Raw genomic sequence first — 25125 nt, 5'->3', positions numbered from 1 at the left:
CCCGCCCGTCCGTGCGGCGGCGGCCCCCTCCCGCCGGCGCGCCCGTGCAGGTCCGCTCCGCGGTCCGGCGCGGCGGATCCGTGCGCAACGAGGAGGAATCCAGCGGGGTGCGCGAGGGGCCTCCCCAGGGGAGCCGGGGCGGCCTAAGGTGGGGATATGGCGCAGAACTACAGCGACGCGGTGGTCGCGCACGGCCCGCTGGTCTTCGTCTCCGGCCAGCTGCCGGAAGCGCCCGACGGCAGTGTTGCGGAGGGGGACGCGGCCGGGCAGACCCGCCAGGTGCTCCGCAACCTGGAGGCCGTGCTCGAGGCGCACGGCAGCGGCCTCGACCGGGTCGTCAAGTTCACCTACTACCTCCGCCACATCGCCGACCTGCAGCCGGTCCGCCAGGTGCTGGCCGAGGTCCTCGTGCAGCGGCCGCGGCCCGCCGCGACGCTCGTCGAAGTCACCGGGCTCGCCGACTCGCGGTACCTGCTGGCCGTCGACGCCGTGGCCACGCTGGCGAGCGGCGGGGGCGACCAGCAGTGAGCGGCGCGGACGACGGGGCGCACGCCCTCCTCGACGACTATGCCCGGCACCTCCAGGCCGAGCGCGGGCGCTCGCCGCACACCGTGCGCGCCTACCTCACCGACGCCCGCTCCCTGCTGGACCACGCTGCGGAGGAGGGCGCCGGCTCCGACGGCATCGATGTGCCGCTGCTGCGCTCGTGGCTGGCCTCAGCCGCGGACCGCGGTGCCAGCCGCGCCACGCTCTCCCGCCGCGTGGCCGCCGCCCGCTCGCTCACCGCCTTCCTCCACCGCACCGGCCGCCTCGACCGCGACCCCGGGCCGCTGCTGTCGTCACCGGTCCGGAGGCGGCGGCTGCCGCGGGTTCTCGGCGCCCAGGAGGCGGCCGACGCGCTGTCCCGCTCGATCGCCGACGCCCGCAGCGCCGCCGACGCCGAGGACGACGGCGGCTCGGCGCCGCTCCAGCTCCGGCGGGCGGCCGTGGTCGAGCTGCTGTACGCGACCGGCATCCGCGTCGCCGAACTGTGCGGGCTCGACGTCGGCGACGTCGACCGCGAGCGGTCCACGGTGCGGGTCATCGGCAAGGGGGACAAGGAGCGCGCGGTACCGGTGGGCGCGCCCGCCCTGGACGCCGTTGACGCCTGGTTGGCGGGCGGGCGGCCGGACTTCGCGGCGCCGGCGTCGGGCAGCGCGCTGTTCCTCGGGGCGCGCGGTGCCCGCCTCGGCACCCGGACCGCGCGCCGCGACGTCCACGCCCGCATGGACTCCGACGGCGCCGCCCCGGTCGGCCCGCACGCCCTGCGGCACAGCGCGGCCACCCACATGCTCGACGGCGGTGCCGACCTCCGGTCGGTGCAGGAGTACCTCGGCCACTCCTCCCTGGACAGCACGCAGATCTACACCCACGTCTCCATCGACCGCCTCACCGAGGTCTACAACCGCGCCCACCCGCGCGCCTGAGCGGCCGCCGGGTCCCCGCGGCGGCCGCGCCCGGAAGCCCGTCGAGCGGCAGCAGGCGGACCGGCGCCATCCCCAGGAGCGCCAGCGGGTCGAGGTAGGTGCGGCCGCGGCGCAGGCCCCAGTGGAGGCAGGGGCCGCTGCGGCAGTGCGGCGGCTGTGCGGCGAGGGTGCCGAGGACGCCGCCGCGGTGCACGGCGTCCCCGGAGGCGACCGCCGCGTCCACCGGCAGATAGGTGGTGCGCAGGGCGCCGTGGTCGACCGAGACGGCGGGGGTGCCCGCAACGGTGCCCGCGAACGCGACCCGGCCGGCGCCGGCGGCGCGGACCGCCGCGCCGCGGGGCGCAGCGAGGTCGACACCGCGGTGGCCGGGCAGCCACCGCTCGGCGGGCGGTGCGAACGGCCGGACCACCCGGACCCCCTCCGCCAGCGGCGCCGACCACTGGGCGGCGGCAGCGGGCGGCGCTGCGGCAGCAGGCAGCGGGCCGGCCGCTGCCGCCCCGCTCGCCAGAGCGAGCACGGCCGCCGCAGCCGCGGCCAGGGCCCTCACCCCGGTCTCCCCGCCGCGGCGGCCGGCACCCGGCGCGGCACGGCCGGCGGGCTTCCGGCGGGTCCCGGCGGAGCGCGGCGGGCGGATCCGGCGCACCATCCGGGCGCGGGCGGCGGCGGAGGTGCGGCACTCGGAGCAGGGGAGCGGCGGAGGCGGGTGAGCGGCATGGCGCCAGAGTGGGCGTCCGAGGCGGCTGCTGCCACCGCCCGAACGCGATCTGTGGACAACCGGAGCCCGGTCGGCGGGGCGCGGCGGCGCCCGAGTGAACCCTGTGTGCACTGTGGCGCATGGGGCGGGTGGGGCGAATGCCCGGTTGAATGCACCGGTTTTCCATCGCAAAGGCGTCACGCATTCGTCACAGAAGCAAATCGTCGGGCGGGTCGTCCGGGGTGTCTCCCCGGTTCAGCGCGGCCGAGTCCGCTGCCGTGCGGCGGCCGCGGAGCGGCGCGCGATGGCGCAGGAGCGGGGAAGCGGCGCGCAGCCCGGGCTCCGCAGCCGCGCGCGCCCGGCGGGGCCGGGGCCGCCGGGCGGCCGCGCGCGCGAGGTGACCTCGGTCGCGAAGGGTGTGCAGGGCCTGCGGGAGCGGACGCGGCGCCGGCCGGGGGCGGCTAGAATTGCGGGCGGCTCACTGTGAGCCGAACACTACGCGCGCCCACGCGCCTCCCCAGGGAGGGGCCGGGACCTACGGTCCGCGCCGCAGCTCGCGGCGCGGCGGACCGGCCGGGGCGTCAGGGACAACCGAGGCGGGGGTACGCCCCGCCGCACAGGGAGGAAGTCATGGCCACCGTCGTGACCATCCGTCAGCTGCTCGAGAGCGGCGTCCACTTCGGGCACCAGACCCGCCGCTGGAACCCGAAGATGAAGCGCTTCATCTTCACCGAGCGCAACGGCATCTACATCATCGACCTGCAGAAGTCGCTGGCCTACATCGACCGGGCCTACGAGTTCGTCAAGGAGACGGTCGCCCACGGCGGCACCATCCTCTTCGTCGGCACCAAGAAGCAGGCGCAGGAAGCCATCGACGAGCAGGCCCGCCGCGTGGGCATGCCCTTCGTCAACCAGCGCTGGCTGGGCGGCATGCTCACCAACTTCTCCACCGTGCACAAGCGGCTCCAGCGCCTCAAGGAGCTGGAGGAGATCGACTTCGACGACGTCGCCGCCTCCGGCCTCACCAAGAAGGAGCTCCTGGGGCTGCGCCGCGAGAAGGAGAAGCTCGAGCGCACCCTCGGCGGTATCCGCGACATGGCCCGCGTGCCCAGCGCGGTCTGGATCGTGGACACCAAGAAGGAGCACATCGCGATCAGCGAGGCCCGGAAGCTCAACATCCCGGTCGTCGCGATCCTCGACACCAACTGCGACCCCGACGAGGTCGACTACCCGATCCCGGGTAACGACGACGCGATCCGCAGCGTCAGTCTGCTGACCCGCGTGGTCGCCGACGCGGTCGCCGACGGCCTGATGGCCCGCTCCGGTGCCTCCGCCGCCTCCGCCGAGAAGAAGCCCGCCGACGAGCCGATGCCCGAGTGGGAGCGCGAGATCCTCGCCGGCGCCGGCCAGGAGGGCGACGAGAAGGCGGACGCGGCCAAGGCCGACGCTGCTCCCGCCGAGCAGACCGCCGAGGTCGCCGCTGCGGCGGAGGACGCCGAGGCCGTCTCCGGTGCCGCTGCGGCCGAGGCTCCGGCCGAGGGCGCGGCCCAGGCCCCCGTGGACGAGGCAGCCAAGGAGGGCTGACCCCCTCCGGCCCGCCCGCCGCACGGCGGGCGGGCCACCCGCCGTCCACGCCGACCACGTCAAGGGAAACTGAGAAAGCCATGGCGAACTTCACCGCCGCCGACGTCAAGAAGCTGCGCGACCTGACCGGCGCCGGCATGATGGACAGCAAGAAGGCCCTGCAGGAGAACGACGGCGACTTCGACAAGGCCGTCGAGTTCCTCCGCATCAAGGGTGCGAAGTCCGTCAACAAGCGCGCGGACCGCACCGCCGCCAACGGCCTCGTCGCCCTGAAGCAGGACGACGACTCCGCCGCGGTGCTCGTTGAGCTCAACTGCGAGACCGACTTCGTCGCCAAGAACGAGAGCTTCGTCGAACTCGCCGACAAGATCGCCGCGTTCGCCTCCGCCGGCGACTTCGCCGACACCGCCGCGCTGCTCGCCGCCGACTTCGGCGACGGCAAGACCGTGCAGCAGGTTATCGAGGAGTCCAGCGCCGTCATCGGCGAGAAGATCCAGCTCAGCCGCTACGCCAAGCTCCAGGGCGGCTACGTCGCCAGCTACATGCACAAGTCCGACCCGGACCTGCCGCCCACCATGGGTGTGCTCGTGGAGCTGGACAAGGCCGACGAGCAGATCGGCAAGGACGTCGCCCAGCAGATCGCCGCGCTCGCGCCGAAGTACGTGGGCAAGGACGAGGTGCCCGAGGAGATCGTCGCCAAGGAGCGCGAGATCGCCGAAGCCACCGCCCGCGAGGAGGGCAAGCCCGAGCAGGCGCTGCCCAAGATCATCGAGGGCCGCGTGAACGGGTACTTCAAGGAGGCGACGCTGCTCGGGCAGCCGTTCGTCAAGGACAACAAGAAGACCGTGCAGAAGGTCGTCGACGAGGCCGGTGTGACCGTGCAGCGCTTCGTGCGCTTCAAGGTCGGCCAGTCCTAGTCACGAGCCGCGCGAAGGTGCCGGGGAGCGTTGGTTCCCCGGCACCTTCGGCGGATCAGGCGGGGACACGGTCCACCCGGTGCCCCCGCGCCGCGAACCACCCGGGGGAACCGAGAAGGAGGCCGAGCGCCGTGCCGGAGAACGAGGGTGCCGCCGAGGCGCCGGAGATGCACGATGCGGGATGGCGCCGCGTTGTCCTGAAGCTGTCCGGCGAGGCGTTCGCCGGCGGTGAGCAGCTCGGCATCGACGCCGGCGTCGTGCAGTACGTCGCCGAGTCGATCGCCCGCGCCGTCGGCGAGGGCATGCAGGTCGCGGTCGTCGTGGGCGGCGGCAACATGATGCGCGGCGCCGAGCTCTCCGCGAGCGGCGTCGAGCGCGGCCGCGCCGACTACATGGGCATGCTCGGCACCGTCATCAACTGCCTGGCCCTGCAGGACTTCCTGGAGCGCCAGGGCGTGGAGACGCGGGTGCAGACCGCGATCCACATGAGCCAGGTCGCCGAGGCCTACATTCCGCGCCGCGCGGTCCGCCATCTGGAGAAGGGCCGGGTCGTCATCTTCGGCGCCGGGCTGGGCGCGCCGTTCTTCTCCACCGACACCACCGCGGCCCAGCGCGCCCTGGAGATCGGCGCGCAGGCCGTGCTCAAGGGCACCCAGGTCGACGGGGTCTACGACTCCGACCCGCACCGCAACGCCGACGCGGTCAAGTTCGAGCGCCTCAACTACAACGAGGTGCTCACCCGCGGGCTCAAGGTCATGGACGCCACCGCGGTGAGCCTGTGCATGGACAACGGGCTGCCCATCGTCGTCTTCGACCTCATGGCTTCCGGAAACATCGTCCGCGCCGTGCGCGGGGAGAAGATCGGTACCATCGTCTGCCCGCCCGACGCCTGACGGCGCCCGACCCCACGCACCCCATCGACAGCGAGTTACGGGAGTCAGAATGATCGATGAGACGCTCCTCGAGGCCGAGGAGAAGATGGAGAAGGCCGTGGGCGTGGCGCGGGAGGACTTCGCCTCCATCCGCACCGGCCGTCCGGGCCCGGCCACCTTCAACAAGATCACGGCCGAGTACTACGGCACCCAGACGCCGATCAACCAGCTCGCGTCGTTCTCCGTGCCGGAGCCGCGCATGGTCGTCGTCTCCCCGTTCGACAAGTCCTCGCTCGGCCAGATCGAGCGCGCGATCCGGGAGAGCGACCTGGGGGTGAACCCGGCCAACGACGGCGCGATCATCCGCGTGGTCTTCCCGGACCTGTCCGAGGAGCGCCGCAAGGAGTACGTGAAGGTCGTGCGCGCCAAGGCCGAGGACGGCAAGGTGTCGATCCGCAACGTGCGCCGCCGCGCCAAGGACGCCCTCGACAAGGCCGTCAAGGACGGCGAGATCGGCGAGGACGAGGGGCACCGCGCCCAGGCCGACCTCGACGAGGCGACCCAGAAGCACATCGCCGAGATCGACGAGATGCTGAAGACGAAGGAAGCCGAGCTCCTCGAGGTCTAGGGCCCGCTCGGTGGGTAACTGCCCTACTGCACGTCGCCCGGGCACCCCTCCCGCCGCGTTCTCCCCGGCTACCGGCCGGGCAGGAGGCGGCCCCGCCCTGGCCCCCGCCGGGCCGGGGCACCTCCGGCACCGCTCGCTACGGACGCCGCCCACCGAACACGCCCTGGGAGACGACGAGCACCCCGGACGCGAAGAAAGACCAGCGTGGCCACATCTGACCCGGGTTCTGGGCCGGACCGCAGACCCTCCGAAGGCGATCCCGCAGCGCCGCCTGACGGCGCCGGGGGGTCCTCCGCGGACCAGCGATTCCGCCTGAACAAGCCGAACGGCGAGCCGGTGCGCACCGGGCGCAACCTCCCGGTGGCGATCGCCAGCGGCGTCGCCCTCGGCGCACTCGTCCTCCTGTCGCTGTTCCCCTGGCCGCAGCTGTTCGTCGGGATCACCTCGGCGGCGGTGCTGATCGGACTGCGCGAACTCAACCGCGCACTCGCCATGCAGGGCGCCCGCATACCGCTGGTGCCGCTGGCGGCCGGCGGTGTCGCCATGCAGGTCAGTGCGCATTTCGGTGGTCCGGTCTGGCTGGTCGGCGCCACCGCGCTGACCGGGATCGCCGCACTGGGGTGGCGGCTGCGCGGCGGGGCTGACGGCTACGTCCGCGACACCGCGGCCGGCCTGTTCACCCTGCTCTACTTGCCGTTCCTGCTCGGTACCTGGCAGCTGCTGGTGGCGGCGCCGGACGACGGCCGGGCCCGCCTGATCGCCTTCATCATCGTCACCATCAGCAGCGACATCGGCGGCTACTTCGCCGGGATCCTGCTCGGCCGGCACAAGATGGCGCCGGTGATCAGCCCGAACAAGACGTGGGAGGGCTTCGGCGGGTCGGTACTGGCCTGCACGGTCGCCGGCGGCGCGACGGTCGCGCTGATGCTGGACGGCCCGGTCTGGGTGGGCGTTCTGCTCGGCCTCGCCGTGGTCTGCGCCGCGATCCTCGGCGACCTCATCGAGTCGCTCGTCAAGCGCGACCTCGGCATGAAGGACATGGGCCGCTTCATGCCCGGCCACGGCGGCCTGATGGACCGCATCGACTCCCTCCTGATCGCCGGCCCGGTCGCCTGGGTCGTTCTGGCCCTGTTCCTCTGACCCCACCCCACCAGCGATACCAGCCACCGGCGCCGCGGCCTCCCGGGGAGGCCGCAGCGGCGCGGTCAGGGTGGGGCGGTGGTGCGGTGCTGTTCGAGGCGGCGGACGGAGGGGTCGCAGAGGGTGGCGGCGGTGGCGGCGATGACGAGGGCGGACATGCCGACCAGAACGGCTCCGGGGCCCGCGGCGGCGGCGAGGGGGCCGGCTGCGGCCTGGCCGAACGGGGCGGCGAGGAAGGAGCCGAGGGCGTCGTAGGAGTAGACGCGGGCGAGGCGTTCCTGCGGGATGTTCTCCTGCAGGGACACCTCCCAGGCCACCGTGAACTGCTCGACCGCGATGCCGGCGCAGAAGAACAGCGCGAACAGCAGCGGCACCGCAGCGCCGAAGCCCAGGGCGATGGCGGGGACGGTCTCCACGAACGTGAGGGCGACGCCGAAGGCGAGCGCCCGCCTCGGCTGCCAGCGGGCGGCGAGCAGGCCGCCGAGGATCATGCCGGCGCTGTTCAGGGTGAGCATGGCGCCCCACGCTGCGCGGCCGAAGGAAGCGTCGGCGATGGCCGGGCCGAGTACGGTCACCATCGCCGTCCAGGCCACATTGACCAGCATGAACTGGGCGACCACCGCCCACACCCAGCGGCGCCGGATGAACTCCGACCAGCCCTCGGCGAGCTCGCGCAGCGGGTTGGACGGCGGGCGGGACGCGGCCGCCCGCGGCGCGGGGACCCGGACGAACGCGAAGCATGCCCCGCCCAGTACGAACGCCGCTGCGTCGACCGCGATCGCCCCACTGGCGCCGACGAAGGCCACCAGTAGCGTTCCGACCGACATGCCGGTCAGCCGGCCGCCCTCCATACCGATGCGGGCGAGCGCGTTCGCCTGCCGCAGCATCCCGGCGGGCACCGTCTGCGGGACGAGGGCGGCCGCGGCCGGCAGGTTCGCGGCGGCCGCGGCCCCGTTGACCATGGCCAGCACCAGCATGAGCGGAAGCGTGGCGGTCCCGGTGAGCAGGAGCGCCGCGAGCAGCCCCTGGGCGAGCGCGGCGAGGCCGCTGGCACCGCAGAGCAGGAGGCCGCGCGGCATCCGGTCGGCGAGGACCCCGCCGGCGAGCAGCAGCACGACGTTGGCGAGCGTGCGGGCGGCGACGACCAGGCCGAGCTGGGCCAGCGATCCGGTGGCGTCGAGTACGGCGAAGGCGAGGGCGACCGTGGCCAGGCCGTTGCCGAAATAGAGCAGGGTGCGCCCCGCGGCCAGGGCCCGGAACGCGCCGTGCCGCAGCGGAGCGAGCAGCCCCGGCCCGCTGCGCCCCGGGCCGTCGGGCGCGTCTGCGGAGTCAGGCGGTGCCATCGCCGGCCTCCGGTCCGTCTCCGGGGTCGGCGGATGGGGCTTCGGCGCCCTCGGGCCCGGCCGCTCCGGCGTGCCCGGCGGGCGGGCCGGGATCGGCCATGCCGAAGAAGAGCATGCTGGCGCTGACGCGGACCGCGCCCGGTGCGCGGGGCGGGCGCGCCGCTGCGTGCAGCTCGGCACCGAGTTCGCCGGCCCGGTCGGTCAGCCGCCGCCATTCGGCCGGGTCCATCCACACTTCGAGGTCGGTGAAGTGCCGGGCTCCGCCGGCCGGATCGCGCAGCGCGCCGCGGCGCACGATCTCCTCGGCCAGGGCGGCGTCCACCATCCGCCGGTCGGTGTCGGTGCCCGAGGTGCGCGGGCCGCTCTCCGGATCGTGCCGGTACCGGCGGGCGCGGCCGCCGCGCACCGCCACCTCCTCGGCCACCTGCACGAGCCCTGCCGCGTGCAGGCGGCGCAGGTGGTAGCTGACGTTGGCCTGCGTCTCGCCGGTCTCGCGGGCCGCCTCGGCGGCGCTCATCGCCGCGCCGGTGAGCAGCGACAGCAGCCGCAGGCGCAGCGGGTGCGCGAACGCCCGCAGCGAACGCGCCGCCTCGGCGTCCGCGCCGCCGGACGTGCTGCCGGAAGGGCCGCCGGACGGGCCGCCGGACCCCGGCACACCGCCGGCGCCACCGGTGCCCGGAGCCTCCGCCCGGCGTTCGCCCGAGTCGGTACCCTGCGCGCTGGAGTGCCCGTCAGGGGAGCGGCCCCCGGGCGAATCGCTGCTGTTCACGCCTTCAGCATCGGCACCGGGGCGGTAACTGTCAAAGAGTTATTTGGGGCTAGTGCGCGCCCGCACGGCTCCGTAGGAACGGCTGCGGCGGCGCTCAGCCGGGCCGGAACGACAGCAGCAGCACCAGGGCGGCGCCGAATACGCAGAAGAGCAGCGTGTAGCGGATCCGCCGCAGGTTGAACGCGATCCGGCTCGGCTCGACCGCGTCGGGGTCGCGGTACTGCCACTTGGTGAGCGTCCACGCCAGGCGCGGGTGCACGGCCAGCACCAGGTTGGCGGCCGCGGCAACCGCCGCCGCGGCGGTGAGGACCGCGTGGGCCGCGGCGAACTCCGGCAGGGAGCCGATCAGGAGGGCTCCGAGGGCCGGTGCGGCGGGCGCCAGCACGGCGACGGACACGGTGACCTCCGCGCGGGTCGTGGGGGGGGCAGGGGCGGGGCCGTCAGCCGAGGATCCAGCTGCGGCCCTCCGCGGTGAGCTTGTCCAGCAGCGTCGACGCGTCGTGCTCCTTGGCGAACTGGTGCTCAGGGCGGGTCAGCGGGACCAGCCACAGCCAGCGCACCGGGTCCCCGTGGAACGCCAGCCCCGAGGGGTCCGGCGGGGCTGCGCCCTCCGGAGCCAGCGGCGACGGGTCGGCGACCAGCAGCACGGCGGAGCTGTCCCCGCGCACGATCCGGTCCTCGGGGTTGTCCAGCCACTTCACGCTGTGCCCGGGCCCGAACCAGGTGACTGCCCGCCACGGGAACGCGCCGATCCACCGGAACACCCGGGCAGCCGCGTGCGCCGGCAGCGTGGTGGCCAGAGCCAGTTCGATGCGGGCGTAGGCGGAGGTGTCGGCCATGTACCGGTCCAGCGTCGGCATCCGCTGGCCGCACATGCCGACCGTGCTCAGCACGGTGAACGGCCGCTCCTCGGTGGGCGGCCGCTCGGTCACCCGGATCAGCGGCTCGTGGCCGTCGGACACGTCCCAGTAGTGGCCCGGGGGACCGACAGTGCGGTTCAGGTGGTTGAACACCGTGCGCTGCACGCTGCGCCACGCGTTCGGGGCGGCGCGCCAGTCCCAGTACGCCTCGGCGTGCACCACGCGCGGCCACAACTGGTCGCGGACCGGCTCCAGTGCCCAGGCGTAGGGGCTGCGGCCGATCGCCTCGCGGGCGTAGCCGGGCAGCCCGCTGTCGGCCTCCGCCCAGCCCGGGATGATCGCCAGCAGGCCCTCGCCGTCCAGCAGCGCCACGCCGTCGCCCTCCTCGAACCAGACGGCGCGCAGTGCGGCGGGGTCGAACGGCGCGCGGCCCTGCGGGTGGCGCGTGTTGGCGGCCGGCATCAGCGGGGCGCTGCCGCGGTAGAGGCCGGACGGGTCGCTGGTCTCCGGTGCCAGGGTGTGGTTGGCCAGCCACACCGGGACCCGGATGCGGTCGCGCGCGTCCATCAGGTAGGCGGCCGTGGTGGTGGAGTCCGCCTCCACGACGACGCGGCGGCTGTGGTAGGGGCTGAACTGGTCGAGCAGCACTCGCGCTCCGGCCACTGGACTCCCTTCCGCTCCGTTCGGCGTGCCGCCCTCCCGCGGCGGCGCATAGTATGAACCGTAGTGCCCGCCCGCGCGCCGCACCATCCCGAGCGGACACCCTGGCGCGCAGGGTCTGCGGCCGCCGTCTCTCCGCCCCGTCGCACTGGACTCCCATGCCTGCCGAGCTCACCTTTGCCGCCCCGCGCCGCGCCAAGCCGCCGCGGCACCTCGCCGACCTCACCCCCGAGGAGCGGCGCAGCGCTGTCACCGACCTCGGCGAGAAGCCGTTCCGGGCCAAGCAGCTCGCCCAGCACTACTTCGGCCACCACGAATCCGACACCGCGGCAATGACCGACCTGCCGGAGTCCTCCCGCGCCGCGCTCGGCGAGGCGCTCCTGCCCACCCTGCTCACCCCGGTGCGGCACATCACCACCGACAAGGGCATGACCCGCAAGACGCTGTGGAAGGCGTTCGACGGCGTCCTCTTCGAGTCGGTCCTGATGCGCTACCCCGACCGGGCCACGCTGTGCGTCTCCTCGCAGGCCGGCTGCGGCATGAACTGCCCCTTCTGCGCCACCGGGCAGAACGGCCTCACCCGCAACCTGTCCACCGCCGAGATCGTCGACCAGGTCGTGGCCACCGCCCGCGACCTGGAGCGCGGCGAGGTCGCCGGCGGGCCGGGCCGGATCAGCAACATCGTCTTCATGGGGATGGGCGAGCCGCTCGCCAACTACAAGCGGGTGCTGCAGGCCGTGCGCCGCATGACCGACCCGGTCCCCAGCGGCCTGGGCATCTCCCAGCGCGGCGTCACCGTGTCGACGGTCGGCCTGGTGCCGGCCATCGAGCGGCTGATCGAGGAGCGGATGCAGACCCGCCTCGCGATCTCGCTGCACGCACCCGACGACGAGCTCCGGGACGAGCTGGTGCCGGTCAACACCCGCTGGAAGGTGCAGGAGGTGCTCGACACCGCCTGGCGCTACGCCGCCCTGACCGGGCGCCGCGTCTCCATCGAGTACGCGCTCATCCGCGACATCAACGACCAGGCGTGGCGCGCGGACCTGCTGGGCCGGCTCATCAAGGGCAACCTGGTGCACGTGAACCTCATCCCGCTCAACCCCACGCCGGGCTCCAAGTGGACGGCGTCCCGCCCGGAGGACGAGCGCGAGTTCGTCCGCGTGCTGGAGTCGCACGGCGTGCCGGTGACCGTCCGGGACACCCGCGGCCAGGAGATCGACGGCGCCTGCGGCCAGCTCGCCGCGGCGGAGAACTGACCGCCGGGCCGGGGGCTGACGTGGGCGAGATCCTGCTCGCCTTCGCCGCGGGGGCGGTCTCCGGCCTCGTCCCGGTCCTCAACATCGAGGTCTACCTGCTCGGCGCCGCCGTCATCACCGACGACGCCGCCCTCGTCGCCACTGCGCTGTCGGCGGCCGCCGGCCAGACCGCCGGCAAGCTCGCCTACTACGCTGTCGGCCGCGGGGCGCTGGACGTGTCGTGGCTGCGCCGCCAGAGCGAGCGGCCCGCCGGCAAATGGCGGGAGCGCGCCGCCCGCTGGCGCGAGCAGGGCGAGGCGCGCCCGGTCTGGTCCGCCGGGCTGCTCGCCTCGTCGTCGCTGATCAGCATTCCGCCGCTGATGGTGGTGTGCGTACTGGCCGGTGCGGTGCGGATGCCCGTCTGGGTGTTCACCGCGGTGACCGCGGCAACCCGCTTCCTGCGCTTCCTCGCCATCGTCTACCTGCCCGGCCTCGCCGCGGCCCTGGGCGGCACGCTGCCCGGATAGCGCCGGCGGCCGCTGAGGCAGGGGTCAGCCCAGTGCGCCCGCGGCGGGGCCGCGCTCGGCCGGATCGCTGCCGGCGGGCTCCAGCCGGCCCCGGACCGCGTCCAGCGCCAGCAGCGCCACGTGCAGCGACAGGCACGTCTCGACGTCGTCCAGGTCGGCGGCGAGGATCCGCGCGATCCGCCGCAGCCGCTCGTAGAACGCCGGACGGGACAGGTGCGCGCGGGACGCCGCGAGCGCCTTGTTCCGCCCCGCGTCCAGGTAGTGGCGGAGCATCGCGGACAGGTCGCTGCCGTGCCGGTCGTCGTAGGCGAGCAGCGCCCCCAGCTCCCGTTCGGCGTAGGTCTGCAGCCGCTCGTCGTCGCGGAAGAGGTGCAGCAGGCCGCGCAGGTGCAGGTCGGGCAGCCGGTAGAGGGCCCGGCCGGGCGTGTGCAGGGCGACATCGCCCACTTGCCGCGCCTCCAGGAAGGAGCGGCGCACCTCGCGGATGTCGTCGGTGGCCGATCCCACCGCCAGCACCGGTCCGGGGCCGACCAGCTCGGCGACGCGCTCGGCGAGCCGGTGCAGCACCGGATCGGGGGCGCGGCCGCGCGGAAGTGCGAGGAGGATGCCGACCCGCACGTCGTCGAGCGTGCCGACCAGCGCCGGCAGCCGCACCTCGCGGCAGGCGCGGGCGACGGACTCGGCCGAGTCGGCCAGCTGCGCCTCGGCGCTGAGCCCGGTAGCGCCGTCCGGAAGCCGGAGCACCAGCCCGCTGAGCGACCGCTCCTCCAGCGGAACGCCGACGGCGCGCGCCCGCACCAGCGCCTCCTGCGGGTCGGCGTAGGAGCGGTCGACGATGCCGCCGATGATCGTCCGGTGCGTCTGCCGCTCCAGGCTCTCCCGGTGCCGCTCCAGCAGCCGGCCCAGCGCCAGCGTGGTGGCCGCCCGCTCCACCAGCATCGTGTGCCGGGGCGACGGCGCGGCGCCGCAGACCAGGATCAGCCGCCCCCAGTCCTGGCCGCGCGCGCCGACGGCGGTGGTGAGCCAGCCGGTGGAGACGTCGTGCGCGGTGCGCGTCGAGCCCACCACCGACCGGGACCGCGGCTCCCACGCCGCGAGCACCGCCTCCGGGTCCTCTCCGGCGAGTTCGCAGAGCAGCACCTGGTGGCTCAGGTTCTCCAGCACCACGGGGCAGCCGGACAGCCGCGCCACCTCGTGCAGCACCCGCTCGGGGCGGGCGCCCTCCACCGAGAGCCGGGTGAACACCTCGTGCAGCCGCTCCGACTCGCGCGACTCGGCGAGCTGCTCGTTGACCACCCGGACGTGCACCGCCTCGGTGATCTCCACGAAGCGGGTCTCCCGGTCCAGCGCCACCACCGGGATACCGGTGCTGCGGGCCTCCGCCAGCAGGGCGTGCGGCAGCTCCGACTCGGCGCCGTACTTCCGGCCCAGCTCCACCGCGATCCCGCTGACGCCCACCGATGCGAGGTCGCGGACGTAGGTGCGCAGCGCGTCCGGCTCGTCGGGCATGGCGATCCCGGTCGTGAGCACCAGTTCGCCGCCGCGCAGCAGGTGCGCCAGGTCGGTCACCTCGGCGATGTGCACCCAGCGCACGTGCACGTCGAGCAGGTCCTCGCCGACCACCACCCGCGGCCGGGCGCGCAGCATGACCGGCATGCGGAGGATCTCGGCGAGGGTGGGGAGCATGCGGCGATTCTACGGTCTTCGCGCCACCGCGACCGGACAGTCTGTTGTCGCCGTCGGCACGAATTATTACAGAGTGTCGGGTTGGGGCGGCGAATCCGCCTGACGGCCTGTCAGACCCCCGGGGGCGGAATTGACACGGTGGGGCTGGCGGCGGCGCCGCCGCGGAGTGAGACTGAGACCATGTCGGAACTGCACGAGCGCCACCGCGCTGTCCTGCCTTCGTGGCTGTCCCTGTACTACGACGAACCGATCGAGATCACCGGCGGCAAGGGGAACCGGGTCACCGACGCCAACGGCGACACCTACCTCGACTTCTTCGCCGGCATCCTCACCAACATGCTCGGCTACGACGTCGCCGAGGTCCGCGAAGCGGTCGAGCGCCAGCTCGCCCGGGGCGTCGTGCACACCTCCACCCTCTACCTGCTCCGCGGGCAGGTCGAACTGGCCGAGAAGATCGCCCGGCTGTCCGGGATCCCCGGCGCCAAGGTCTTCTTCACCAACTCCGGGACCGAGGCGAACGAGACCGCGCTCCTGCTGGCCACCGCCGCGCGCAGCTCCGACGAGGTCCTCGCCCTGCGCGGCAGCTACCACGGGCGCTCGTTCGGCACCGTCGCGGTCACCGGCAACCGCGGCTGGAAGAACTCGTCGCTGTCCCCGCTCAACGTGCACTACCTGCACGGCACCGACCGCGACCTGCCGGCCTTCCGCGGCCTCAGCGACGCCGCCTACATCGACGCCTGCGTCGCCGACCTGCACGACGTGCTGGCCACCGCCGCGCACCGCCCCGCCGCGCTGATCGCCGAGCCGGTGCAGGGCGTCGGCGGGTTCACCATGCCGCCGGACGGCCTGCTCGCCGCCTACAAGGAGGTCCTCGACGCCCACGGCATCCTGCTGGTCTCGGACGAGGTGCAGACCGGGTGGGGCCGCACTGGCACCTCGTTCTGGGGCATCGGCAACCACGGCGTGGTGCCCGACGCGCTGACCTTCGCCAAGGGCCTCGGCAACGGCTTCGCCGTCGGCGGCGTCGTCGCCCGCGGCGACCTGATGGACGGACTGGACGCCAACGGCGTCTCCACCTTCGGCGGCAACCCGGTCGCCACCGCCGCCGCCAACGCCACCCTCGACTACGTGCTCGACCACGACCTGCAGGCCAACGCCGACCGGCAGGGCCGGCTGGTGCTCGACGGCCTGTCCCCGCTGACCGGGCTCGCCTCGGTCGGCGGCGTGCGCGGCAAGGGCCTGATGTTCGCGATCGACATGGTCGACCCGGAATCCGGCGCGCCGTCGCCCGCGCTCGCCGCGCGGGTGCTGGAGGAGACGCGCCGCCGCGGGCTGCTCGTCGGCAAGGGCGGACTGGCCGGAAACACGCTGCGGATCGCGCCGCCGCTGACCGTCACCGCCGACGAGGCGGCCGAAGCCCGGACCATCCTCGTCGACTCCGTGCGCGCCGTCGACGCCGCGCCTGCGGGCTGACACCCGCGAGAGGCGCTGTCCCGCGGAGGGGCGGCCGCCGCCTGCCGCGGGTGCGGTGGCGCTGCCCGCGCTGTACCGGGCAAGGGGCGCGCCGCAGCCCGGCGCCGACCGCACCCGCGCTGTCCGCAGCGCCGCTCCTCCGTCCGCTTCGACACCGAGAGGCACCCCGTGACCCAGCACGTGACCCACTGGATCGGCGGCAAGCCCGCCGGCGGCCCCGCCGAGCGGCGGGGCGACATCTACAACCCGGCGACCGGGCAGGTCTCCGGCACCGTCGACTTCGCCTCGGCCGCCGACGTGGACGCCGCCGTCGCCGCCGCCCGCGACGCGTTCCCCGGGTGGCGGGACACGCCGCTCTCCCGCCGGATGGCGATCCTGTTCCGCTTCCGGGAGCTGCTCGCGGCGAATTCCGGCGAGCTCGCCGAGATCGTCAGCGCCGAGCACGGCAAGGTCCGCTCCGATGCGGCCGGGGAGGTCGCCCGCGGCCTGGAGGTCGTCGAGTTCGCCTGCGGCATCCCGCACCTGCTCAAGGGCGGCCATTCGGAGAACGTCTCCACCGGCGTCGACGCCTATTCGGTGCTGCAGCCGGTCGGCGTCGCCGCCGGCATCACCCCCTTCAACTTCCCGGCCATGGTGCCGATGTGGATGTTCCCCATCGCCATCGCCTGCGGGAACACGTTCGTGCTCAAGCCCAGCGAGAAGGACCCCTCGGCCGCGGTGCGCATCGCCGAGCTGTGGGCCGAGGCCGGCCTCCCCGAGGGCGTCTTCAACGTGGTGCACGGCGACCGGGAGTCCGTCGACGCGCTGCTGGAGCACCCCGGCGTGGACGCGGTGAGCTTCGTCGGCTCCACGCCGATCGCCCGCTCGATCTACACCAAGGCCGCGGCGAGCGGCAAGCGCGTGCAGGCCCTCGGCGGGGCGAAGAACCACATGCTGGTGCTCCCCGACGCCGACCTCGACCTCGCTGCGGACGCCGCCGTCTCGGCCGGCTTCGGCTCGGCCGGGGAGCGGTGCATGGCGATCTCCGCGGTGGTGGCGGTCGAGCCGGTCGCCGACGCCCTGGTGGAGAAGATCACCGAGCGCGTCGCGCGGCTGCGGGTCGGCCCCGGCGACGACCCGGAATCGGAGATGGGGCCGCTGGTCACCCGGGAGCACCGCGACCGCGTCGCGTCCTACCTGGAGTCCGGCGTGCGCCAGGGCGCCACGCTCGCGATCGACGGGCGCGTCCACCCGGTCCTGGGCGGCGGAGCGGACGGCTTCTGGCTGGGGCCCTCGCTGCTCGACCGGGTCACCACCGGGATGGACTGCTACACCGACGAGATCTTCGGGCCGGTGCTCAGCGTGCTGCGGGTGTCCTCCTACGCGGAGGGGCTCGGTGTCATCAACGGCAGCCCCTACGGCAACGGCACGGCCGTGTTCACCAACGACGGCGGAGCCGCGCGGCGGTTCCAGAACGAGGTGCAGGTGGGCATGGTCGGGATCAACGTGCCGATCCCGGTCCCGATGGCCTACTACTCCTTCGGCGGGTGGAAGGACTCGCTGTTCGGTGACTCGCACGCGCACGGCACCGAGGGCGTGCACTTCTATACCCGCACCAAGGCGGTGACCGCGCGCTGGCTCGACCCGTCGCACGGCGGCGTCAACCTCGGTTTCCCCACGAACGGCTGACCGCCGGCCGAGCCGTGCCCCCCCGGGGTGCGGCGGGCCGCGACCGGATCGCCGGGGGAGCGGAGCGGCGGCATCCGCCGCGCTGATGCTCCTCCGGTGCGAAATTGCCTACTCGCGGTCAGATGGCCGGAACACGCAGTAGTCTGTCCGCCGGGGATGGGGCACGCTCTGCGGGCGGTGCTGCACCGTGCCCGCCCCGCTGCGCCAACCGGGAGAATGCGCTCAATTCCCCTCCTCCCCATGGAAGCGGGCGCATCGCGGGCGCTCCGGGTCCGGTCTCCCCCCGGACCCGGAGTGTCCCGCGCACCTCGCGAACGCCCCGGCCGCGCATGTCCCGCGGGGTGCGCCAGAGGTGTGGAAGCCCTGTTCACCGCGGTCCTGTCGGCGGGCGAAAGCGCCGGTCCGGCCGGCCGCGCCTGCCCCCGGCAGCCCCGCTGCGTCCCGATCGGCCGGATCCGGAGCGGGCCGCTGCATCCCGTCCCGCCTCCCGGTCCGCGGGCCGGTGAACCGCGGCGGGCGCCGATCGCCGCGCCGGTCCGCGCCCCCCGGGACGCGGTCCGGCACGCCGTTCGGCGCCCGCCTCTCGCCGCCTGCACCGGTGCGCGGTGCGGACGGCTGCCTCAGCGCGCGGCGAGCTCCGGTTGCTTCGTGCGCGCCTCGTGCGCGGCGATGATCCCCGCGCATTCCGCGCACCCGAAGACCAGGCCGCCGCCGGCCAGCTCGCCCAGCGCGTGGCGCGGGCGCGGCCAGCGCGCATGGCAGATCGCGCACGCGTCCCCCATGCACTGCGCGCTGCTCAACAGCTTCGGACTGTAGATGTCATATTCGGTCGAATCGGAATCGATGTCGACGTAGGGCACAATGCTCAGACCGCTCAACGTCCCTGCTCCCCCCGTGGTTTAGGACAGTCTGGCGGACCTATAGAGATCGGCTCTTATTGAACCAGAAACGGTCTGCGACGGGAATGGCTCAGGCCGTTTCATGTGACTCTAAGCCCATGAAGGTTAACTGTTGGTAGTCATCCGAGGAATGACTTGGTCAAGTCGAACGGAGGGTTGCGTACTTTGTCTTATTTTGTGGCGTTCCAAATGTGCGCGGAGTCGCGCAAGATCCGGCTGCCCAGATGTATCTGGGCCTGATTCCGGGCAATGCCCTCGACGTCGGAGTGCGCCTGGCGGGGACGAGCCGGATCCCGGCCGGTGGTGCAGGTGGGGCCGATCCATGCCGAACGGAGGCGGCCCATTGGCCGCACAGCCCGGTGGAACGTGCAGGGGACAGGAAGGCTCCCGCGGGAATCGCGCCGGCGCCCCGCGGTGCGGAGGGGGCTGCTCCGCGGAGCGCCCGCCGGAATGGCAGCGGGAGAACGGCGGTCAGGGTCTCGGGGCGACGGTGAACCGCCGCAGCGCCAGCGAAGGGTTCACCTTTCGGACTTCGTCGATGCGCTCGGGGCGAATTCGGGCGAGGGCCACTCCGGTCTCCTCGCCGAGGGCGGCAACCGCGGTCCCCAGCGGGTCGACCACCATGCTCCGCCCGGACCCGCGCGGCGTGTTCTGCCCGGCGGCCGCCACGTAGAGGGTGTTCTCGATCGCCCGGGCCCGCAGCAGCGTCGTCCAGTGGTCCTCCTTGAGCGGACCGGGAACCCACTGGGCGGCGAGGAGCAGAACCTGCGCACCGGCGTCCGCGATGCGTCGGGAGACCTCGGGGAAGCGCAGGTCGTAGCAGGTCTGAACGCCGAAGGTGACGCCGTCGGCGGTGAACGTCTCCGGCTCCTCGATCGGCCCGGCCACCAGGGTGTCGGACTCGGTCGCGCCGAACGCGTCATAGAGGTGGAGCTTGCGGTAGCTCGCCGCCAGCTGCCCCTCCGGGCTGAACGCGGCGAGCGTGTTCGAGATCCGGTCGGGCGTGTCCGCCAGCGCCACCACGAGGCCGACTACCGCGTAGACGCCGTGCTCGGCCGCCGCCGCGGCGATCCCGGCCGCGAACGGCCCGTCCAGCGGCTCCGCGGCGTCGACGTAGCGCGCGTCCATGCGCGGTGCGGTGAACATGGCGTACTCGGGGAGCAGCACCACCCGGGCGCCGCGGCCTGCGGCCTCGGCGATGAAGCCGCGCGCCGCCTCCAGGTTGCGCGCCTTGTCCTCGCCGGGCGCGAACTGCGCCACCGCCACCTCGACCATGCCGACCTCCTCGCTGCGCCCCGGGCGGAACGCGGTGTGTGCACTGGCTGCGCAGGCGGATGCGCCGGCCGCTTCGTCCGCGCTGCTGCCGCCGCACCTGATGAGGGGCGGCACACCCATCATCGCGCGCCCGCCGTCCGCGGAACAGGCCGGGCCCGCACCCCGCGGGGGTGCGGGCCCGCAGCGCGCGGCCGGACCGGCTCAGCCGAGCTGGGCGAACGCCTCGTCCAGCAGGTCGAGCCCTTCGTCGAGCAGCGCGTCGTCGATGACCAGCGGCGGCAGCATCCGGATCACGTTGCCGTAGGTGCCCGCGGTGAGCAGGATGAGGCCCCGCTCGTGGCAGTACCGGACCACCGCGCCGAGGTCGCCGGTGTTGGGCGTGGTGTCGCCGGCGCCGGCGACCAGCTCGATGGCCACCATGGCGCCGCGGCCGCGGACGTCGCCGATGATGTCGTACTTGGCGGCCAGCGCGTTCAGCCGGCCGAGCATGCGCTCGCCGATCTGCCGCGCCCGCTCGACCAGGCCGTCGGACTCGATCGCCGCAATGGTGGCGAGCGCCGCCGCGCACGCGGCCGGGTTGCCGCCGTAGGTGCCGCCCAGGCCGCCGCCGTGCACGGAGTCCATCAGCTCGGCGCGGCCGGTCACCGCGGCCAGCGGCAGCCCGCCGGCGATGCCCTTGGCGGTGGCGATGAGGTCGGGCACGATCTGCTCGTGCTCGCTGGCGAACAGGTCGCCGGTGCGGCCGAAGCCGGTCTGCACCTCGTCCGCGATGAACACGATGCCGTTCTCCCGGCAGAACTCCGCGAGCGCGGGGAGGAAGCCGGCGCCGGGCTCGATGAAGCCGCCCTCGCCCTGGATCGGCTCGATCACCACGGCGGCGACGCGGTCCGCGCCGACCTGCTTGGCGATCTGCTCGGCCACCTGCGCGGCCGCCTCCGGGCCGCAGTTCTCCGGGCCGGTGGGCCAGCGGTAGGGGTAGGCCATCGGCATCCGGTAGACCTCGCCGGCGAACGGGCCGAAGCCGTCCTTGTAGGGCTGGTTCTTCGCGGTCAGCGCCATGGTCAGGTTGGTGCGGCCGTGGTAGGCGTGGTCGAAGGCGACGACGGCGGAGCGGCCGGTCGCGCGGCGGGCGATCTTCACCGCGTTCTCGACCGCCTCAGCGCCGGAGTTGAACAGCACCGAGCGCTTCTCGCGGGTGCCCGGGGTGAGCCGGTTGAGCGCCTCGCACACCTCGACGTAGCTGTCGTAGGGGTTGACCATGAAGCAGGTGTGGGTGAACCGGGAGACCTGCTCGCTCACCGCCGCGGCCACGCGCTCGTCGGCATTGCCGACGTTGGTGACGGCGATGCCCGAGCCGAAGTCGATGAAGGAGTTGCCGTCGACGTCGACGGCGATGCCGCCGCCGGCGCGCTCGACGTAGACCGGCAGGGCGCTGCCGACCCCCTGCGCGACCGCGCTCGCCCGGCGCTCCTGCAGGGCGCGCGACTTCGGGCCGGGAATCTCCGTCACGATGCGCCGCGCCTGGGCGATCTCGCTCGACGTCATACCTGTCTCCTTCCACGTCTCGCGGGCGCCGCAGCGCCCCCGGCGGAGCCCGCTGCGCCGCCCGACGCAGCGACTGTACGGCCGCGGCCGCCGCCCACCCAGCGCCGTTCCGGATAAACTCGCGGTATCGTTCCGCCGTTTCGGAGCACGCACGCGGGGCTGTCCGGCCGCTACCGCCCCGGCGGAGGCTGAGCCGCCCCGGGGTTCCGCCGGCACCGCTGCGCTGCAGCGGGGAGGGCGCCGCCGGCCGGCGGCGCAGCGACGGGTGCGCGGGCCTCCGCGCACCGGAGAGGAGGGGCTGTGCCGCCCACCCTGGGTGCCGTGCTGCGGACGCCGAAGCTGGGCCTGCGCCTGCGCGGCGGCGTGCCGGGCGCCGAGTCCCGCCCGGTCCGCTGGGTCGCCACCAGCGAGCTCACCGACCCCACCCCCTACCTGGAAGGCGACGAACTGCTGCTCACCACCGGCGTGCGCTGGCCGCCGGAGCTCGGCGCCGATGAGGCATCCGCCTACGTCGGCCGGCTCGCCGACCGGGGGATCGCGGCGCTCGGCTTCGGCGTCGGTGTGGCCCACGCCGACGTGCCGGCGGCAGTGGAGTCCGCAGCCGCCGAGCAGGGCCTTCCGCTCGTCGAGGTGCCCATCCCGACGCCCTTCATGGCGGTCGGCAAGGCGGTCTCCCGGCTGCTCGCCGAAGCCGAGTACGAGGGCCTGACCCGCGCCTTCGCCGCGCAGCGCCGGCTCACCCAGGCCGCGCCGCGCGGCGAGCGCGCCGTCGTCGAGCGGCTCGCCACCGAACTGCGCAGCGTGGGCGGTGCCCCGGCCCGGGTGCTGCTGCTGGGGCCGGAGGGCGGCGTCCGCCACGCGGTGCCGGACGGCGCAGCGGAGCTCGCCGCCGACCTCGCCGACCAGCTGCACCGCCTTGCCGCGTCGGGCCGGCCCGCGTCGGCGTCGCTGGTCGCGGCGGGGGACCGGGTGGCGCTGCAGGTGCTGGGCGTCGCCGGCCGGGTGCGCGGATTCCTGGCCGTGGGTACCGCGCACGCGCTCGGCGCCGATGAGCGGACGCTGGTGAGCGGCGCTGCCTCGCTGCTCTCGCTGGAGCTGGAGCACGTCGACCCGGTCGGCGGCGACCTGGTGGGCGGCCTCGTCGCGGGGCTGCTGGACGGGACGTTGCCGGTGGCAGATGCGCGGCGGCTGCGTGCGGCGCTGCCCGCCGAGCCGCTGGAGGTGGCGCTGTCGGACGCGCCGGAGGAGGCGCTGCCCGCCGCAGTCGGCGACCGGCTGCTGGCGCTGCTGGACGGCACCGGCCTGGTGGCGGCCCTCGGGCCGGCCGGATCGGATCCGGGCGGACTGCTCGTGCGGCTGGGCGGCGCGGCCGTGGGAGTGGGGCGCGCCGACCGCTACCCGGCGCTGCCCGCGGCCCGGTCCGAGGCCGAGCGGGCCCTGGAAGCGGCGCGCGCGCGGGCGTCCGCGGGCGCGGGAAGCCCCGGGACACCGCCGGTGGTGCGCGCCGAGGACCTGCCCGGCGGATTCGCCGGACTGGTCGCCGGACCCGCGGCCGACCGCGTCGCCGACGAGGTGCTGGCGCCGGTGGCCGGCCGCCGGTCCGCCGGGGTCCTCCTCGCTTCGCTCCGCGCCTACCTGGCCGCCGCCGGCCGCTGGGACGCGGCCGCCGAAGCCCTCGGCGTCCACCGGCACACCCTGCGGTACCGCATCAACCGCATCCGCGAGCTTCTCCCGGGCGACCTCGACGATCCCGACTACCGCACCGAGCTCTGGCTCGCCCTCCGCACCCGCGACCGCCGGCCCTGAACCGGTCGGAGGGCGGATTTCCGCATTGCCTGCTCATGGCGCGGTACGCGTCGGCAGGAGGGCGTCTGCGAGGGCGGCGACCCTGCCCGCCTGGTAGCGGGCCAGGGCCAGGACATCCTTGTTGGGCGGGCCGTCGCCGACGATCGCACTGACTCCGTAGGGGTTGCCTCCGGCGGAATGGGAGAGGTCGTAGTCCACGTATCCGGTGGGCACGACGATCGATCCCCAGTGGAACAGCGTGTGGTACATCGCCAGGAGTGTGGCCTCCTGCCCTCCGTGGCGTTCGTCGCTGCTGGTGAACCCGGTTGCGGGCTTGCACGCGAGATGCCCTTCGCCCCAGGCGCCGCTGGTGGTGTCCATGAACTGCTTCATCTGCGCAGCGGGCTGACCGAACCGGGTCGGAGCGCCGATGGCGAACCCGTCGGCCCAGACGAGGTCATCGGGCGTGGCGGTCTCGATGTGCTCGGTCGCCTTCAGGTGCGCAGACCACTCGGGGTTCCGTTCGATGACTTCTGCGGGCGCGAGTTCTGCGACGCGGCGCAGCCGCACCTCGGCCCCGGCCTCGGATGCTCCGGCGGCGAAGGCCTCAGCGATCGTGTGGTTCGCCCCGGTGGACGAGTAGTAGACGACGGTGATGCGTGCCATGGACAGTCTCCCTTATTAGTAGAACGCCATTGCACTATATCATGGTGTAAAGTCGTGTTGTCGAGACAGGGGGAGGTGGCCGCTGGTGGCAGCGAAGGGCAGGCCCAGGGACGAGGCGGCGCGGGAGCGCATCGTGACTGCGGCGACGGAGCTGTTCGTGCGCGACGGGTACGTGGCGACCACGATCGGCTCGATTGCAGAGCAGGCGCAGGTCGCGGTCAAGACGATCTACGCTGCCTACGGCAGCAAGCTCGGCGTGCTCTCCGCCTCCCACGACCGTGCCGTCCTGGGCGGCAGTGAGCCGATCCCGTTGCTCGAACGCCCCTGGGTTCGAGCACTCACCGACGCGGAATCAGCGCAGGAGGCCTGGGCCGGGGCGGCGAGCAGACTGGCCGAGTCCACCGCTCGCGTCGCGCCCATCCTGACCGTGATCCACCAAGCGGCAGCCGACCCTGGCATCGCCGACCTGTTGACGGATCTCCGGCGGCAGCGCCACCTGTTCAGCCGTGGTCTCGCCCGCATCCTGCTCGACCTGCCCGGAGCCGACCGCGAGGCGGCCGGCCGCGTCGCCGATGTCATCTACGCGACCATGACGGTCGAGTCCTACACGCTGTTCGTCACCGAACGGGGATGGACACTCGACCAATGGCGCAGCTGGGCATATGACGCCGTGGCCCGAGAACTCTCCGGTAGCCGCGCAGTGAGCCGATGACGGCCTGATGTCGAAGCGCCAGCCGGCCGGCCCGGCACTCGCGTCGCCCCCGCGGTCCACGCAGCCGCTCTCCCGACCGGTCCGCTGGCCGGCCGCGCCGCACTCTCCCGCCGAGAGAAGCGGTGCACGGATGCCGCCGCTGGCGGGGTGTGCTCCGCTCTCCTGAGACGACTCATCAGAGCGGCGGCGGAAGGCGGGAAAGGCGGCGCGATCCTGTTCCGCGGCTCCGGTGCCGCCGCCCGCCGGTGCGCCGAGGCCGGCCGCTCTGGCGCGGAGGGGCGCCACCTCGGCGCGGACGGCACTGCAGCCGGGTGCGCCGTGCTCGACGGCAGGGGTGAGGTCACCGCTGTGCGGTCGCCCGCTTGATGTGCATCCGGCCCGCCGCCGGCGGTGGGTGCTCCAGAGGGCGACGAGCAGCCACGCCGAGCCGGCCGGGCAGGTGCTCGGGCTGGTGCCGCGCCGGCGTTCTCCATCGTCGACAGGGAAAACCCGACTTGACTCCCTCGCCGGCCGTGCGATGGGTGCACCGGGGCGCCGCTCGCGACCGACGCCACCCACCCAAAACGCCCGTGGGCGCTTCCGCTGCCCTGTACCCGCCGGGCCGGCCGCCGGTGTCCCGGATCGGGGGGTCCGGGTGGGAAATCACGGAAGTCCTGCGCGGAGGGCGGGTGGCACGCAGAATGGGCACCACCCCTGAGTGACGCTCTGAACGCGGAGCGGA

23 protein-coding genes are annotated in these 25125 nt (G+C 74.0%); 13 read left to right on the top strand and 10 right to left on the bottom strand.

Features of this window, described 5'->3' with window-relative positions; all coding sequences use genetic code 11:
- The first annotated feature begins 156 nt into the window (after positions 1-156).
- Together ACYVGT_RS18050 and ACYVGT_RS18045 are read left to right on the top strand one after the other, a co-directional pair.
- A complete protein-coding gene (locus tag ACYVGT_RS18050; protein ID WP_460859831.1) occupies positions 157-528 on the top strand; it encodes a RidA family protein in 372 nt (123 codons plus the stop codon).
- Positions 525-1466 carry a tyrosine recombinase XerC gene (locus ACYVGT_RS18045; protein ID WP_460859829.1) on the top strand — a complete coding sequence of 314 codons (942 nt, stop codon included), beginning with the start codon at positions 525-527 and terminating at the stop codon, positions 1464-1466. The genes ACYVGT_RS18050 and ACYVGT_RS18045 overlap by 4 nt, the downstream gene beginning before the upstream one ends.
- Here the strand turns inward: ACYVGT_RS18045 and ACYVGT_RS18040 are convergent.
- On the bottom strand, positions 1429-2013 hold the full coding sequence (locus ACYVGT_RS18040) for a M23 family metallopeptidase (protein ID WP_460859827.1): 585 nt from the start codon (positions 2011-2013) through the stop codon (positions 1429-1431). The genes ACYVGT_RS18045 and ACYVGT_RS18040 overlap by 38 nt on opposite strands.
- A 777-nt stretch (positions 2014-2790) precedes the next feature.
- On the opposite strand from ACYVGT_RS18040, the gene rpsB reads away from it, so the two are divergent.
- The 5 genes from rpsB to ACYVGT_RS18015 all read left to right on the top strand — a co-directional run bounded on the left by rpsB (position 2791) and on the right by ACYVGT_RS18015 (position 7301).
- Complete coding sequence (gene rpsB / locus ACYVGT_RS18035; protein WP_460859825.1) at positions 2791-3744, top strand: 30S ribosomal protein S2; 954 nt, start codon at positions 2791-2793, stop codon at positions 3742-3744.
- An 80-nt stretch (positions 3745-3824) separates the two neighbouring features.
- Positions 3825-4661 (top strand): translation elongation factor Ts, encoded by an 837-nt coding sequence (gene tsf / locus ACYVGT_RS18030; protein WP_460859824.1) that lies wholly within the window; start codon positions 3825-3827, stop codon positions 4659-4661.
- Between the two features lie 131 nt (positions 4662-4792).
- Complete coding sequence (pyrH, locus tag ACYVGT_RS18025) at positions 4793-5554, top strand: UMP kinase (protein ID WP_460859822.1); 762 nt, start codon at positions 4793-4795, stop codon at positions 5552-5554.
- 49 nt (positions 5555-5603) lie between these two features.
- Positions 5604-6161 carry a ribosome recycling factor gene (gene frr / locus ACYVGT_RS18020; RefSeq protein WP_460859820.1) on the top strand — a complete coding sequence of 186 codons (558 nt, stop codon included), beginning with the start codon at positions 5604-5606 and terminating at the stop codon, positions 6159-6161.
- A gap of 204 nt (positions 6162-6365) precedes the next feature.
- A complete protein-coding gene (locus ACYVGT_RS18015; protein WP_460859818.1) occupies positions 6366-7301 on the top strand; it encodes a phosphatidate cytidylyltransferase in 936 nt (311 codons plus the stop codon).
- A 65-nt stretch (positions 7302-7366) separates the two neighbouring features.
- Here ACYVGT_RS18015 and ACYVGT_RS18010 read toward each other — a convergent pair whose 3' ends face one another.
- The 4 genes from ACYVGT_RS18010 to ACYVGT_RS17995 all read right to left on the bottom strand — a co-directional run bounded on the left by ACYVGT_RS18010 (position 7367) and on the right by ACYVGT_RS17995 (position 10936).
- On the bottom strand, positions 7367-8644 hold the full coding sequence (locus ACYVGT_RS18010) for an MFS transporter (protein WP_460859816.1): 1278 nt from the start codon (positions 8642-8644) through the stop codon (positions 7367-7369).
- Entirely contained in the window at positions 8631-9413 is a 783-nt protein-coding gene (locus ACYVGT_RS18005; RefSeq protein WP_460859815.1) for an ArsR/SmtB family transcription factor, read from the bottom strand. Before ACYVGT_RS18005 ends, ACYVGT_RS18010 begins: the two co-directional genes overlap by 14 nt.
- 94 nt (positions 9414-9507) lie before the next feature.
- Entirely contained in the window at positions 9508-9810 is a 303-nt protein-coding gene (locus ACYVGT_RS18000) for a hypothetical protein (RefSeq protein ID WP_460859814.1), read from the bottom strand.
- A gap of 43 nt (positions 9811-9853) precedes the next feature.
- Complete coding sequence (locus ACYVGT_RS17995) at positions 9854-10936, bottom strand: suppressor of fused domain protein (protein ID WP_460859811.1); 1083 nt, start codon at positions 10934-10936, stop codon at positions 9854-9856.
- 155 nt (positions 10937-11091) lie between these two features.
- Between ACYVGT_RS17995 and rlmN the strand changes: the two genes are divergently transcribed.
- The gene (gene rlmN / locus ACYVGT_RS17990; RefSeq protein ID WP_460859810.1) at positions 11092-12189 is read left to right on the top strand and encodes a dual-specificity RNA methyltransferase RlmN; all 1098 of its coding nucleotides are present in this window, start codon (positions 11092-11094) and stop codon (positions 12187-12189) included.
- 20 nt (positions 12190-12209) lie between these two features.
- Entirely contained in the window at positions 12210-12695 is a 486-nt protein-coding gene (locus tag ACYVGT_RS17985; RefSeq protein ID WP_460859808.1) for a VTT domain-containing protein, read from the top strand.
- 24 nt (positions 12696-12719) lie between these two features.
- Here the strand turns inward: ACYVGT_RS17985 and ACYVGT_RS17980 are convergent, their stop codons facing one another.
- A complete protein-coding gene (locus ACYVGT_RS17980; RefSeq protein ID WP_460859806.1) occupies positions 12720-14381 on the bottom strand; it encodes a PucR family transcriptional regulator in 1662 nt (553 codons plus the stop codon).
- A 180-nt stretch (positions 14382-14561) separates the two neighbouring features.
- Between ACYVGT_RS17980 and ACYVGT_RS17975 the strand changes: the two genes are divergently transcribed.
- Both ACYVGT_RS17975 and ACYVGT_RS17970 read left to right on the top strand, forming a co-directional pair.
- The gene (locus ACYVGT_RS17975; protein WP_460859803.1) at positions 14562-15854 is read left to right on the top strand and encodes an aspartate aminotransferase family protein; all 1293 of its coding nucleotides are present in this window, start codon (positions 14562-14564) and stop codon (positions 15852-15854) included.
- 168 nt (positions 15855-16022) lie between these two features.
- Positions 16023-17522: a CoA-acylating methylmalonate-semialdehyde dehydrogenase gene (locus ACYVGT_RS17970; RefSeq protein WP_460859801.1), complete on the top strand. Its 1500-nt coding sequence runs from the start codon at positions 16023-16025 to the stop codon at positions 17520-17522.
- A 620-nt stretch (positions 17523-18142) separates the two neighbouring features.
- Here the strand turns inward: ACYVGT_RS17970 and ACYVGT_RS17965 are convergent.
- The 3 genes from ACYVGT_RS17965 to gabT all read right to left on the bottom strand — a co-directional run bounded on the left by ACYVGT_RS17965 (position 18143) and on the right by gabT (position 21241).
- Positions 18143-18391 carry a hypothetical protein gene (locus tag ACYVGT_RS17965; protein ID WP_460859896.1) on the bottom strand — a complete coding sequence of 83 codons (249 nt, stop codon included), beginning with the start codon at positions 18389-18391 and terminating at the stop codon, positions 18143-18145.
- A 501-nt stretch (positions 18392-18892) separates the two neighbouring features.
- Entirely contained in the window at positions 18893-19696 is an 804-nt protein-coding gene (locus tag ACYVGT_RS17960) for a carbon-nitrogen hydrolase family protein (RefSeq protein ID WP_460859799.1), read from the bottom strand.
- A gap of 201 nt (positions 19697-19897) precedes the next feature.
- On the bottom strand, positions 19898-21241 hold the full coding sequence (gene gabT / locus ACYVGT_RS17955; RefSeq protein ID WP_460859797.1) for a 4-aminobutyrate--2-oxoglutarate transaminase: 1344 nt from the start codon (positions 21239-21241) through the stop codon (positions 19898-19900).
- A 300-nt stretch (positions 21242-21541) separates the two neighbouring features.
- On the opposite strand from gabT, the gene ACYVGT_RS17950 reads away from it, so the two are divergent.
- Positions 21542-23047, top strand: a complete 1506-nt coding sequence (locus tag ACYVGT_RS17950) for a PucR family transcriptional regulator ligand-binding domain-containing protein (RefSeq protein WP_460859795.1) — start codon at positions 21542-21544, stop codon at positions 23045-23047.
- 33 nt (positions 23048-23080) lie between these two features.
- Here the strand turns inward: ACYVGT_RS17950 and wrbA are convergent, their stop codons facing one another.
- A complete protein-coding gene (wrbA, locus tag ACYVGT_RS17945; RefSeq protein ID WP_460859794.1) occupies positions 23081-23692 on the bottom strand; it encodes an NAD(P)H:quinone oxidoreductase in 612 nt (203 codons plus the stop codon).
- 85 nt (positions 23693-23777) lie between these two features.
- Here wrbA and ACYVGT_RS17940 point away from each other — a divergent pair, with 85 nt between their 5' ends.
- Complete coding sequence (locus ACYVGT_RS17940; RefSeq protein WP_460859791.1) at positions 23778-24404, top strand: TetR/AcrR family transcriptional regulator; 627 nt, start codon at positions 23778-23780, stop codon at positions 24402-24404.
- Positions 24405-25125: the final 721 nt, after the last annotated feature.

The organism is Nocardiopsis coralliicola, assembly GCF_054779695.1.
Note: the sequence above shows the minus strand (reverse complement) of the source record. Positions and strands in the feature narration are given on the sequence as shown.